The sequence below is a fragment of the Pseudoduganella sp. R-31 genome (assembly GCF_049913235.1).
Lineage (GTDB): Bacteria > Pseudomonadota > Gammaproteobacteria > Burkholderiales > Burkholderiaceae_D > Rugamonas.
This window is the reverse complement of sequence record NZ_CP183986.1, coordinates 5,803,037-5,815,834: the sequence shown is the minus strand read 5'-3', so window position 1 is coordinate 5,815,834 and position 12,798 is coordinate 5,803,037. Positions and strand designations below refer to the sequence as shown.

12 protein-coding genes are annotated in these 12,798 nt (G+C 63.5%); 4 read left to right on the top strand and 8 right to left on the bottom strand.

Translation table 11 applies throughout. The features are described 5' to 3' along the window. Window positions 1–9: 9 nt before the first annotated feature. The 8 genes from rng to ACN9MY_RS26450 all read right to left on the bottom strand — a co-directional run bounded on the left by rng (window position 10) and on the right by ACN9MY_RS26450 (window position 6,975). Window positions 10–1,476 (bottom strand): ribonuclease G, encoded by a 1,467-nt coding sequence (gene rng / locus ACN9MY_RS26485; RefSeq protein ID WP_426164476.1) that lies wholly within the window; start codon window positions 1,474–1,476, stop codon window positions 10–12. Next, window positions 1,476–2,096: a Maf family protein gene (locus ACN9MY_RS26480; RefSeq protein WP_426164474.1), complete on the bottom strand. Its 621-nt coding sequence runs from the start codon at window positions 2,094–2,096 to the stop codon at window positions 1,476–1,478. Before ACN9MY_RS26480 ends, rng begins: the two co-directional genes overlap by 1 nt. Before the next feature lie 15 nt (window positions 2,097–2,111). Continuing rightward, window positions 2,112–2,582 (bottom strand): 23S rRNA (pseudouridine(1915)-N(3))-methyltransferase RlmH, encoded by a 471-nt coding sequence (gene rlmH / locus ACN9MY_RS26475; protein ID WP_426164472.1) that lies wholly within the window; start codon window positions 2,580–2,582, stop codon window positions 2,112–2,114. Further along, window positions 2,583–3,290 carry a ribosome silencing factor gene (rsfS, locus tag ACN9MY_RS26470; protein ID WP_426164470.1) on the bottom strand — a complete coding sequence of 236 codons (708 nt, stop codon included), beginning with the start codon at window positions 3,288–3,290 and terminating at the stop codon, window positions 2,583–2,585. Between the two features lie 3 nt (window positions 3,291–3,293). After that, on the bottom strand, window positions 3,294–3,941 hold the full coding sequence (locus ACN9MY_RS26465; protein WP_426164468.1) for a nicotinate-nucleotide adenylyltransferase: 648 nt from the start codon (window positions 3,939–3,941) through the stop codon (window positions 3,294–3,296). After that, window positions 3,938–4,849, bottom strand: a complete 912-nt coding sequence (gene hemF, locus ACN9MY_RS26460; RefSeq protein WP_426319133.1) for an oxygen-dependent coproporphyrinogen oxidase — start codon at window positions 4,847–4,849, stop codon at window positions 3,938–3,940. The genes ACN9MY_RS26465 and hemF overlap by 4 nt, the downstream gene beginning before the upstream one ends. A gap of 123 nt (window positions 4,850–4,972) precedes the next feature. Next, a complete protein-coding gene (gene purD / locus ACN9MY_RS26455; protein WP_426164464.1) occupies window positions 4,973–6,244 on the bottom strand; it encodes a phosphoribosylamine--glycine ligase in 1,272 nt (423 codons plus the stop codon). A gap of 5 nt (window positions 6,245–6,249) precedes the next feature. After that, window positions 6,250–6,975 (bottom strand): YebC/PmpR family DNA-binding transcriptional regulator, encoded by a 726-nt coding sequence (locus ACN9MY_RS26450; RefSeq protein WP_426319132.1) that lies wholly within the window; start codon window positions 6,973–6,975, stop codon window positions 6,250–6,252. A 197-nt stretch (window positions 6,976–7,172) separates the two neighbouring features. Between ACN9MY_RS26450 and ACN9MY_RS26445 the strand changes: the two genes are divergently transcribed. The 4 genes from ACN9MY_RS26445 (at window position 7,173) to ACN9MY_RS26430 (ending at window position 12,793) form a co-directional block, all read left to right on the top strand. After that, complete coding sequence (locus tag ACN9MY_RS26445) at window positions 7,173–9,668, top strand: alkaline phosphatase D family protein (RefSeq protein ID WP_426336367.1); 2,496 nt, start codon at window positions 7,173–7,175, stop codon at window positions 9,666–9,668. Between the two features lie 157 nt (window positions 9,669–9,825). Next, window positions 9,826–10,749, top strand: a complete 924-nt coding sequence (locus ACN9MY_RS26440; RefSeq protein ID WP_426319130.1) for a DMT family transporter — start codon at window positions 9,826–9,828, stop codon at window positions 10,747–10,749. Next, window positions 10,746–11,144, top strand: coding sequence for a methylglyoxal synthase (locus tag ACN9MY_RS26435; protein ID WP_426319129.1), 399 nt, complete (start codon window positions 10,746–10,748; stop codon window positions 11,142–11,144). The genes ACN9MY_RS26440 and ACN9MY_RS26435 overlap by 4 nt, the downstream gene beginning before the upstream one ends. 65 nt (window positions 11,145–11,209) lie before the next feature. After that, on the top strand, window positions 11,210–12,793 hold the full coding sequence (locus ACN9MY_RS26430) for an alpha/beta hydrolase family protein (RefSeq protein WP_426319128.1): 1,584 nt from the start codon (window positions 11,210–11,212) through the stop codon (window positions 12,791–12,793). Window positions 12,794–12,798 lie beyond the last annotated feature (5 nt).

Genomic DNA, 12,798 nt, shown 5'->3' with positions numbered 1-12,798 from the left:
AAGTCTTCGTCACATCAGGATAACGTCGTACTGCTCCTGATGGTAGCTGGTCTCGACCTGCAGCGAAATCTTCTTGCCAATGAAGTCGCCCAGCATCGCCAGATGCTGCGATTCTTCTTCCAGGAACAGGTCGACTACTTCCTGCGAGGCGAGGATGCGGAATTCGCGCGGGTTGAACTGCTTGGCTTCGCGCAGCAGTTCGCGCAGGATTTCGTAGCAGATGGTGCGCGAGGTCTTGACCTGGCCTTTGCCTTCGCAGGCGGGGCAGGGCTCGCACAGGATGTGGGCCAGCGATTCGCGCGTGCGCTTGCGCGTCATCTCCACCAGTCCCAGCGCGGAGAAGCCGGACACCGACACCTTGGTGCGGTCGCGGGCCAGGGCCTTCTTCAGCTCCGCGAGCACGGCGTTGCGGTGCTCGTTGTTCTCCATGTCGATGAAGTCGAGGATGATGATGCCGCCCAGGTTGCGCAGGCGCAGTTGGCGCGCGATGGCGTGCGCGGCTTCCAGGTTGGTCTTGAAGATGGTGTCGGCAAAATTGCGGCCGCCGACGAAGCCGCCGGTGTTGACGTCAATGGTCGTCATGGCCTCGGTCTGGTCGACGATCAGGTAGCCGCCGGACTTCAGGTCGACGCGGCGGCCCAGGGCGCGGTGGATTTCTTCTTCCACGCCATACAGGTCGAACAGCGGGCGCTCGCCGGTGTAGTGCTGCAAACGCGACAGGACCGACGGCGTGTAGACGCGGCCGAACTCCGTCAGCGACAGGAAGTTTTCGCGCGAATCGACCTGGATGGTGGCCGTCTCGTCATGCACGAAGTCGCGCAGCACGCGCTGCGCCAGGCTCAAGTCCTGGTGCAGCAGGGAAGTGGGCGGGCGGGTGCGCGCACCGTGGCAGATCGCGCCCCAGGTCTTGCGCAGGTATTCGACGTCGGCCTGCAGGTCGCTGTCCGAGGCGTCTTCCGCCTGGGTGCGCACGATGTAGCCGCCTTTTTCGTCTTCCGGCAGCAGGCCTTGCATGCGCGCGCGCAGCGCTTCGCGGTCGGACTCTTTTTCGATCTTCTGCGAGATGCCGATATGGCCGTCCTGGGGCAGGTAGACCAGCATGCGGCCGGCAATCGAGATCTGCGTCGACAGGCGCGCGCCCTTGGTGCCGATCGGATCCTTGATCACCTGCACGGTCAGCACCTGGCCGTCGAACAGCAGTTTTTCGATCGGGGTCGGGGTCGCGTTCTGGGCGCCGTCATGCGGGCGGGCTTCCCAGATATCGGCCACGTGCAGGAAGGCTGCGCGTTCCAGGCCGATGTCGATGAAGGCCGACTGCATGCCGGGCAGCACCCGCACCACTTTGCCGGAATAGACGTTGCCCGCCAGGCCGCGCGTCAGCGTGCGCTCGATATGCAGTTCCTGCACGGCGCCCTGGACGATGAGGGCGACGCGGGTTTCCTGGGGGGTGATATTAATGAGGATATCTTCGTTCATCAGGGGAGTTTCAATCCTGCCTGGCGCAACAGTTGCGCCGTTTCGTACAGCGGCAGGCCCATGATGCCGGAGTGGCTGCCTTCGATGTGTTCAACGAACAGGGCGGCCAGGCCCTGGATGCCATAGCCGCCGGCCTTGTCGTAAGGCTCGGTGGTGGCGCAGTAAGTCTTGATCTCGGCCTCCGTCAGCTTGCCGAAGCGGACGTCGGAGACCTGGGTGATATGGCCGGAAAAATCCTGCGAATGCACGGCCACCGAGGTCAAGACCTGGTGGGTGCGGCCGGACAGCTTGTGCAGCATGTCGGTGGCTTCGCGCACATTGGCCGGCTTGCCGAGGATTTCGCCGTCGATGGTGACGGTGGTGTCGGCGGCCAGGATGGGGCGCAGGATCAGGCGGCGGCGCTGGATCATGTCCCAGGCGAAGTCGGCTTTTTCCTGGGCCACGCGGCCGACATAGGCCAGCGGCTCTTCGCCGGCATGGACGTCTTCGCTGACATCCGGCCCGCGCGGGCCGTCATTACGCAGCAGGAGCAACTCAAAGTCCACGCCGATCTGGCGCAGCAATTCGCGCCGGCGTGGACTCTTGGAAGCCAGGTAGATCTTTTTTTCGGCCAGTTTCATCGTATGCCTTAGGGTTTAGACACGATGATAAGGGTGGTTTTGCGTTATTGTCCACGCCCTGTACAACTGTTCGGCCAGCATGACGCGTACCATGCCATGCGGAAGGGTCAGGCTGGACAGGCGAATCATGCCTTCCGCCCTGGCCTTCAGCCCCGGATCGAGGCCGTCGGCGCCGCCGATCAGGAAGGCCGTATCGCGGCCATCCTGCTGCCAGGCTTCCAGCTGCTGGGACAGGCCCACGCTGGTCAGGTCCTTGCCACGCTCATCGAGGGCGATGATGCGCACCGATTTCGGCAGGGCCGCCTCGATACGCTCCCTTTCCAGGGCCATGGCGGTGGCTGCCGTCTTGCTGCCGGAACGCTCAACGGGCTTGATTTCCTTCAGCACGATGCGCAGTTCCGGCGGCATGCGCTTCACGTATTCGGTGAAGCCATTCTCGATCCAGGCCGGCATCTTGTGGCCGACCGCAGCGATGATCAGCTGCACTTACTCAGCCGCAGCAGCCTTCTTCAGGCGCTTGATGACGGTCTTGACCGGCGTTGCGGCTGCAGCGGCGGCTTTCTTTTCCTTGGCGGCCTTGGCGGATGCCTCGGCGGTCTTGGTGGAAGCAACCTTCACTTTCTTGCCTTCCGGCGCGACGACCTTCGGCGCGGCCTTTTTGGCGGCGGCTTTCTTGGCCACGGCGCCGGCAGCGGCGGTTGCCTTCACGGTGCCAGGCTTCTTGGCCGCTGCTTTCTTCTCGACCACGGCTTCGGCGGCTTTGGCAGCCTTGGTGGCAGCCAGGTGGCCGGATTTCTTCGGCGCAGCCTCTTTTTCCGCTGCAGCCTTGCCTTCGGCGGTGGACTTGCGCTTGGCGGCGCCCAGTTTCACCGGCTTTTCGCCCCAGATTTCTTCCAGGCGGTAGTAAGCGCGGATCGGCGCCTGCATGATGTGGACGATCATGTCGCCCAGGTCCACCAGCACCCATTCGCCGGTGTCTTCACCCTCGATGCCGATCACGTCGCCGCCGGCTTCCTTCACCTTGTCGCGCACCGAGGCAGCCAGTGCCTTGGTCTGGCGGTTGGAAGTACCGGAAGCGATGGCGATGCGATCGAAGAGGCTGGTCAGCCCGGTGGTGTCGAACAGGACGATTTCCTGGCCCTTGACGTCTTCCAGGGCGTCCACGACGATGGATTGCAGTTTTTTGATATCCATTATTTAGTTCTTATACAAATTATGTTGTTCAATATAGTCTAGCACTACCGCTGGCAGAAGCGAGTTCGCCCCATCCCCACGTTGTAATGCAGCACGAATGGCAGTGGCCGAGATGTCGACGGCTAAATCAGCCGCCAGCATGGTCATGCCCGCCGGGGTGTTCCTGACCTGATCCGGCGTGGCCAGGCGGCGCTGGAATTCAGCTGCCACCTCGGCCGGCACGTGGGCGTCGTCCAGCTCGAAGCCGGGCCTGGCCGCCACGCAGAAGTGGGCCAGGTCGAACAGGTTGCGCCATTCGTGCCAGGTATTCAGTCGCTGCAGCTGGTCCGCGCCCATCAGGAAGGCCAGCGATACATCGGGCCCTACGTCGGCGCGGATTGCCCGCAACGTTTCGATCGTATAAGTGGCGCTGCCGCGCGCCAGTTCCTGCCAGTCGATCGTGACGGGGCAGGGCAGGCCTTGGAAGGCCAAAGTCAGCATGTCCACCCGCTGCTGCGGCGTCGCCACCAGCGCGCCCTTTTGCCAGGGCAGGGCCGGAATGACGAGCAGTGCATCGGCGTTCAGCAGCTGGACAAATTGCTTGCCAAGCGCGACGTGGCCGTTGTGCACCGGATCGAAACTGCCTCCCAGCAGTGCGATGCAGCGTTTCACTCGGCCAGCCAGTCGCGGTGCGGCAGGAAGTCGGTGGTCAGCGCCGCTTCGGGGCTGCCGTCTTCCGGGTGCCAGTCGTAGCGCCATTTGACGACCGGCGGCATCGACATCAGGATCGCCTCCGTGCGGCCGCCGGACTGCAGGCCGAACAGGGTGCCGCGGTCGAACACCAGGTTGAACTCGACGTAACGTCCGCGGCGGTAGGCCTGAAAGTCGCGTTCGCGTTCACCGTAGGGCGTGTCCTTGCGGGCTTTCACGATCGGCAGGTAGGCGGCCAGGAATGCGTCGCCCACGCTGCGGGTCATTTCAAAACTCTTCTCGAAGCCAAGGGCGTTGAAGTCATCGAAGAAGATGCCGCCCACGCCGCGCGCTTCCTTGCGGTGCTTCAGGTAGAAATACTCGTCGCACCATTTCTTGAATTTCGGGTGCAGGTTCTCGCCATATGGCGCCAGCGCATCGCGGCAGGTGGCGTGGAAGTGCTTCGCGTCTTCCCTGTTGCCGTAATAGGGCGTCAGGTCCATGCCGCCGCCGAACCACCAGACCGGCTTGCCGTCGGCGGTGCTGGTGCTGAAGAAGCGCACGTTCATGTGCACTGTCGGCGCGTACGGATTGCGCGGGTGCAGCACCAGGCTGACGCCCATGGCTTCCCATGGCTGGCCGCCCAGCTCCGGACGGTGCGCCGAGGCCGATGGCGGCAGCTTGGCGCCGGTCACGTGGCTGAAGTTGCAGCCGCCGCGCTCGAAGACGTTGCCTTCTTCGACCAGGCGCGAGATACCGCCGCCGCCTTCCGGGCGTTCCCACGCATCGCGCAGGAATGGCTTGCCGTCCACATCCTCCAGGGCGGAGATGATGCGGTCTTGCAGGCCTAAGAGCCAGGCTTTGACTTCTTGTGGGTTGGGGGCGGTCATTTTCTTCTTGCTTTCTTCCTTAAACCGGTAAACCAGTGTCTGACCCGCAGGGTCAGACACCCCGTTACGCGGCGGTCGCCGGCTGGTGTCGGACCCTGTGGGTCTGACACCGGTTTACTGGTTTTAGTGCTTCAAGCCCCGCCAGCCGATATCGCGGCGGAACTGCACGCCTTCGAAGCCGATCTTGTCGACCGCTTCGTAAGCCTGCTTCTGCGCCATTTTCACGTTGTCGCCCAGGCCCACCACGCACAGCACGCGGCCACCGGAGGTGATCAGCTTGCCCTCCGTGTCATCGGTGGTGCCAGCGTGGAAAGTGACCGAATCCGGGGTTTCAGCCGGAATGCCGTGGATGTGGTCGCCCTTGCGCGGCGCGTCAGGGTAGCCGGCGGCTGCCAGCACCACGCCTACGGCGGTGCGGCGGTCCCATTCCAGTTCCACCTGGTCCAGGCTACCGTTGACGGCGTATTCCATCACGCCCAGCAGGTCGGTCTTCAGGCGCGTCATGATAGGCTGGGTTTCCGGGTCGCCCATGCGGCAGTTGAATTCCAGCGTTTTCGGGTTGCCGGCGGCGTCGATCATCAGGCCCGCGTACAGGAAGCCGGTGAACTGGATGCCGTCTTTCGCCATGCCCTGGATGGTAGGCATGATGATCTCGCGCATCACGCGCGCATGCATGGCCGGGGTCACGATCGGGGCAGGGGAGTAGGCGCCCATGCCGCCGGTGTTCGGGCCCTGGTCGTTGTCCATCAGGCGTTTGTGGTCTTGCGAGGTGGCCAGCGGCAGTACGTTCTTGCCGTCGCACATGACGATGAAGGATGCTTCTTCGCCGGCCAGGAATTCCTCGATCACGATGCGCGCGCCAGCGTCGCCGAAGGCGTTATCGGACAGCATGTGGTCGACCGCGCCATGCGCTTCTTCCAGCGTCATGGCAACCACCACGCCCTTGCCGGCGGCCAGGCCGTCGGCCTTGATGACGATCGGCGCGCCCTTGGCATCCACGTACGCGTGGGCTGCCTTGGCGTCGGCGAAGGTTTCGTATTCGGCGGTCGGGATGCCGTGGCGCTTCATGAAGGCCTTGGCGAAATCCTTGGACGACTCGAGCTGCGCAGCCTCTTTGGTCGGGCCAAAGATTTTCAGGCCGCGCGCGCGGAACAGGTTGACGATGCCGGCAGCCAGCGGCACTTCCGGGCCGACCACGGTCAGGCCGATGTGCTCTTGCTCGACGAAATCGGCCAGCGCGTTCAGGTCGGTGATCGGCACGTTTTCCAGGCGCACATCGCGCGCGGTGCCGCCGTTGCCAGGCGCAACATAGACCATCTGTACGCGTTCCGACTGCGCCAGTTTCCAAGCCAAAGCGTGTTCACGGCCACCCGAGCCGACTACCAGGATCTTCATAAGGATTATTCTTCGATGACAGCGTTGGTATAGATTTCCTGGACGTCGTCCAGGTTTTCCAGTGCATCCAGCAGCTTTTGCATCCTGGCTGCGTCTTCACCGGTGAATACGGTCTCGGTGGCAGGCTTCATGATCACTTCCGCCACTTCGGCCTTGAAGCCAGCCGCTTCCAGCGCATCCTTCACGCCGGCGAAATCGTGCGGGCCGCACAGCACTTCGATGCCGCCTTCTTCGTCGGTCACCACGTCTTCGGCGCCGGCTTCCAGCGCGGCGTCCATCAGCTTGGCTTCATCGGTGCCCGGGGCGAACAGGAACTGGCCGGTGTGCTGGAACATGAACGCCACGGAACCTTCGGTACCCATATTGCCGCCGTATTTGTTGAAGGCATGGCGCACTTCAGCCACGGTACGCACGCGGTTGTCGGTCATGCAGTCCACAATGATGGCCGCGCCGCCGATGCCGTAGCCTTCATAGCGCACTTCTTCATAGTTGGCGCCGTCGCCGCCGCCGGTGCCGCGCGTAATGGCGCGGTTCACGTTGTCCTTCGGCATATTGGCGTCAGCGGCCTTGTCGACTGCCAGGCGCAGGCGCGGATTGGAGTTCAGGTCGCCGCCGCCCATGCGTGCAGCCACCGTGATTTCCTTGATCAGACGCGTCCAGATTTTGCCGCGTTTCGCGTCCGTTGCAGCCTTTTTATGCTTAATATTGGCCCATTTGCTGTGTCCAGCCATGTTCAATCTTCCTTAGACGGTATGCAATCGAGGGCGACATTCTAGCATACCGGTACCTCTATGAATTTGTCGCGCCGGCGCGACCAAAAGTGCCAAGGCACCCCTTGCAGGCATGTTTAGTAGCTTTCCTCGAGGGCATTTCATCGGCTTGTAAAGTTACCATCGTAAAACAACAACTTTTATATTGAAGGAGACTTATGGATCGTCGGCAATTTATCAAATTGGGCGGCTTCATTACTGTATCGGCTGCCACCAGCGGCCTGGTGGGCTGCGGCGGCAGCGATTACACCCCGCCGGCACCCGGCTTGCCGCCCGCGACCGGCGCCAGCTGGAAGTTTCCGCAAAGCGTAGCCTCCGGCGACCCGCGCGCTGACAGCATCATGCTGTGGACCCGCGTGGTGCCTACCTCCCTCGACGACGTGGCCACCGTCACCGTCAGGAGCGGCGTAACGGTGCGCGTGCAGGTCTCCGCGGCTGACAATACGGCATCCCTGGGCGGCAACAAGGCGCTCGAAGGCACGATGGTGGTCGATGCCCAGATTGAACTGAATGCCGATTTCGATAATACGATCCGCCACAAGGTCACCGGCCTGCAGCCGAATACCGTTTACTTTTACCAGTTCAGCGCAGGCGACGTGCGTTCCAACGTGGCCCGCTTCAAGACCGCGCCGGCGGCCGACGCCAGCGTGTCGCAGCTGCAGTTTGCCTACCTGACCTGCCAGGACTGGAGCATCAACCACTGGGGCGCCCTGGATCATATTGCCAAAAATGAAAAACTGGACTTCATCGTCCACCTTGGCGACTACATTTACGAGACCGTGGGCGAGGCCTTCCAGGTTGGCTCGGTCGAATCCCGCCATGGCGCACTGACCCTGCCGGACGGTACTTTCAAGAATGGCAGCTCGGGCGCGAAATACGCGACCACCCTGGCCGACTACCGCTACCTGTACAAGAAATACCGTACCGACACCCGCCTGCAGGCCGTGCACGAGCGCTTCGCCTTCATCGCGATCTGGGATGACCACGAGTTCAGCGACGATTCCTGGGGCGATACCCAGACCTATTCGGAAGGCGAAAAGCACGACACCAACCGCCGCCGCAGCGCAAACCAGGCCTGGTTCGAGTTCATGCCGGCCGACGTCACGCTGGACAGTGCGGCCACCGGCTTCCAGAACATCAGGATCTACCGTGATTTCCAGTTCGGTAAATTGATGCAACTGGTGATGACCGACGAGCGCCTGTATCGCGCCGACCACGTGGTGCCGGAGCAGATGGCCAATCCGGCCACAGGCCAGCCGCTGGGCAGCATCGGCGCGCGCTACCTGGTGGCGCAGGACCTGTACAGCGCCGCCGAAGCGCAGAAAGTGGCTGCCGTGGGCGGCTCCGATCCATTGGCCGCCATCAGCATGCTGGGCGCCGCCCAGCGCGACTGGTGGAAGAACACCATGAAGGCTTCCACCTCGACCTGGAAACTGTGGGGCAACGAAGTGTCGCTGCTGCGCATGGGCCTGAGCGGCACTGACGCCATCGCCACCCTGGTGGCGCTGCAGGCGGTTGCCAAGCTGGCCACCGACATCGGCACCACGGCTGCAACCTCAACCGGCGGCAATGTGCCGGTTGCCAGCGCGATTGTCGGCGCCATGACCGCCGGCGCTTCGGTTTCCGTGGCTGCTGCGGCCGCGACTGCGATCGCCACTTCCGCCGCCGGAGGCGGCGACACCAGCGCGCGCCTGACGGCTGCCGTCGGCGCCGGGCTGAACTCGACCCAGGCCAGCGTGGCGGTGCTGGCATTCGGCCAGGCGGAAAACTCAGCCAAGTCGGGCGGCAACGCTGTTGCCCAGGCTACCGCAGCCGCGCAAGGCATCGCGATCGGCTACATCAAGCCGGATGTGCAGGCCAAGGGCGCAGCATCGGTGTTTGTGCTTGCATCGGGCCAGGCCGCCGCGCTGGCGCCTTATTTCCGCAAGTTCCTGATCAACTGCGACCAGTGGGACGGCTATAACGCCGAACGCAAGAACCTGATGGCGCACCTGAAGACCAACGGCATCGGCAACGTGGTGGCGCTGACCGGCGACATCCATTCCTTCTTCGCCGGCACAGTGAATGACGATTACGACGCGGCGGGCGGCGGCACGCCGGTGATGGTGGACCTGGTATCGGCCGGCGTCAGCTCCGATTCCTTCTTCACCTACCTGCGCGAAGCTTCGGCGAGCCTTGGCAGCCTGGGCACGCTGGTGTCCCTGCCGCTGTCCGTGCCGGTGCCGAACGTCGGCACCATCGCGCTGAACGTCAACCTGCTGGACTACACGATGGGCAAGGTGTCGCCGACCGCCGATTCCCTGGCGACTTCGCTGATGATCCAGTTGCGCGGCGCGCTTGGCGCGAAAGGCGTGCCGGAGACCGTCCTGGACGCCACCATGGATGCCGTGCTGTCGGCTATCAAGGCCGACTCCAACTTCGCCACCCTGGTCGGCCTGGCGCAGCAGCTGTCCAGTCTGAACAGCAACCCATGGCTGCGTCACGTGAACACCGATGCGCAGGGCTTTACTGTGGTGACCCTGACCCCGGGCTCGCTGGTGGCCCAGTTCAAGCAGGTGAACAAACTGGTTGGCGGCAATGCGCCCGCGACCGTGATCGCCAAGGTCACGACCGCCACCGTCACCGCTGGCCAGGCGGCCGTAGTCGTGTCTTAAACGCCGTCAAAACCGGCACAACGGTGCCCGGCCCGCAGGGTCGGGCACCCGGCATGCGGCGGCCGCAGACCAGTGCCTGACCCTGCGGGTCAGGCACTGACTTGCCGGTTTTAACGGGCCGCCAGCAAGCCTGGCGGCTTGCCGCTACAATGGTGGCATGGAAATAGCCACATCGGAACCGCAGGGCAAACGCGCCGCCTACCTGGGAGGGCTGGCGATTGCTATCGGCGGCGCCGTCCTGTTTTCCACCAAGGCCATCGTGGCCAAGCTGCTGTACCGCTACCACCTCGACGCGGTCACGGTGATCGCCTTCCGCATGCTGTTCTCGCTGCCTGTCTTCGCCGCCATCGCGCTGTGGAAGATGCGCACCGATCCGCCTTTGAGCCGCGCCGATGCCTGGCGCCTGATCGGCCTGGGCCTGGTCGGCTACTACCTGTCATCCTATCTCGATTTCCTCGGACTGCAGTTCATTACCGTCGGGCTGGAGCGGCTGATCCTGTTCCTGACGCCGACCTTCGTGCTGCTGGGCTCCGCCTTATGGCTGAAGAAGCACATCGGCCGCAGCCAGTGGCTCTCGCTGCTGACTGCCTACGCCGGCATTGTGCTGGTGTTCTTCCACGACCTGCGCGATGGCGGCAGCAACGTAGCCCTGGGTTCGCTGCTGGTGCTGGGTTCCGCGCTGGCCTACGCGCTGTACCTGCTGGGGTCCGGCGAAATGGTCAAGCGCCTTGGCTCGCTGCGCCTGGTGTCGTATGCCATGTGCGTGTCGAGCGCCGCCTGCATCGGCCAGTTTTTTATCCTGCGGCCTGCTGGACTGCTGGTGCAGCCGATGGAGGTGTACGGCCTGTCGCTGGTGAACGGCATCCTGTGCACGGTGATGCCGGTATTTATGACCATGGTCGCCGTGCAGCGCATTGGCGCCGGCCCGGCTTCGCTGGCGGGCATGATCGGTCCTGTCTCCACCCTGTTCTTTGGCGCCGTCATCCTGTCCGAACCCGTCACCAGCTGGCAACTGGCGGGAACGGTCCTGGTGCTGGCCGGTATCTATCTGCTGTCGAAAGTGAAAGGTAAAGAGAAATGATGCCCCGCATTGCCCTGATTGCCCACGACAAGAAAAAAGACGACATGATCGCGCTGGCCCGCGAGTACGCTGCCTTCCTGCGCACCTGCAAGCTGTGCGCGACCGGTACCACGGGCGGCCGCCTGATTGCAGAAGTGGGCCTGACCGTGGAGCGCAAGCACTCCGGCCCGCTGGGCGGCGACCTGCAGATCGGCTCCCTGCTGGTAGATGGCCATATCGACGCCATCATCTTCCTGCGCGACCCGATGACGCCACAGCCGCACGAGCCGGATATCAATGCACTGGTGCGCGCCTGCGACGTGCACAACGTTGCTTGCGCTACCAATTTGGCAAGCGCCCACCTGGTGCTGTCGCAACTGCAGGCTGATGCCGCAAAATCGCAGCCTGTCGCATGATTCTTGGCCGGCGCCGCGCGCGCTGGCAATGTAGCGCCCTCATTACAAGATAGAGGAGAGCCTGCATGAAATCCATCCTTGGCGCGATCGCCGCCATTGCTGCCGCATCGGCCACGTTCGCTGCGCATGCCGCAACGCCTGCGCTGGCCGGCCATTGGGTCGGCACCTACGGCGTCGGCAATGATTTCAATTTCCTGCGGCCGCACTTTGGCGCGGATGGCAAAGCCACTGTCGACATGCCCGCCTTTGAGAAAAAAGGCCTGCCGCTGGACGCCGTCGCGCAGCAGGATAGGCAGGTGCGCTTCAACCTACCCGGCCCGGACGGCGTGCTGCAGTTTGACGGGAAGCTGCAAGGCGACCTGCTGGCCGGCAAAGTGAGCCTGAACGGGAAGGAGGGCCAATTTGCTTTCCGCCGCACCCTGGCCGATGATCCAGCCCGTCACCAGCCGCTGCTGGGCGCCTACGAATTCCCTGGCAAGCGCATCGTCGTGCTGTCGGAATGGGGCGACTTCCCGCAAATGTTCTACACCGATATGAGCACGGGCCGCTACGCTTCCATGTTCGCCGAAAGCGAGAACGTGTATTACGCCGGCGCCGGCAACCTGAATCCCGCGGTGCGCGAAACCACGATGCGCTTCGATGGCGGCAAGATGACCTGGCAGCAGGCCGGCAAGAAAGAGGCCGGCCGGCGCCTGCAATTCCGTTCGGAAGAAGTCACGTTCAGGAATGGCGACGTCACCCTGTCCGGCACGCTGGTGCTGCCGGAAGGGAAGGGGCCGTTCCCGGCCATCGTGCTGACGCAGATGTCGAGCCCCGCCCCGCGCGGCGCCTATGCGCTGCAAGCCTATTACTTCGCGGCCCACGGCATGGCCGCGCTGATGTACGACAAGCGCGGCGTCGGAAAATCCACCGGTGAGTTCAACAAGGCCACCATGGAGCAGTTGGCCGACGATGCCATCGCAGGTATCGAGCTGCTCGGCAAGCGCAGCGACATCAAGGCCGGCGCGATCGGCACCTGGGGCCACAGCCAGGGCGGCTGGCTGGCGCCGCTGGCGGCGGTACGTTCGCAAAAGGTCGCCTTCGTGATTGCCCAAGCCGCGTCGGCCGTGCCGCCTGCCGAGCAGGAGGTGTACCGCATCGAGAACTCGCTGCGTGCGCAAGGCTTCAGCGAAGACGAAGTGAGGGCCGGCGCCGCCTACCAGGAAAAGCTGATGCGCTGGGTGACCAGCCGCGGCGCGAATAGGGCCGAATTGCTGGCCGCGGCGCGCGTCGGCGAGAATGCGCGCTGGGCCAACCAGGTCGAAATTGTGCCGGATACCTTGAAGGAGAAACCGAGCGAGACCAGCACGGCCTTTTACAGCTACGATCCGCTGCCGGACCTGAAGAAACTGGAGGCGCCCGTGGTGTACATCCTCGGCGAGAAGGACGCCTTCGTTCCCGTGCATAAGAGTGCGGAATTGTTCCGGCAGACGCTGGATGCGAGCGGCCACAAGGACCACCAGGTCTGGATGCTGCCGCGCGCCGCGCACGGCTTGTGGGAAACGGATCTCGATGGGGGCAGCGCATATATCAATTCCACGCACTGGGCGCGCGAACACTATCCGCGCATGACGCAATGGCTGCGCGAGCGCGGCTTTATCACACACTAGAGGAG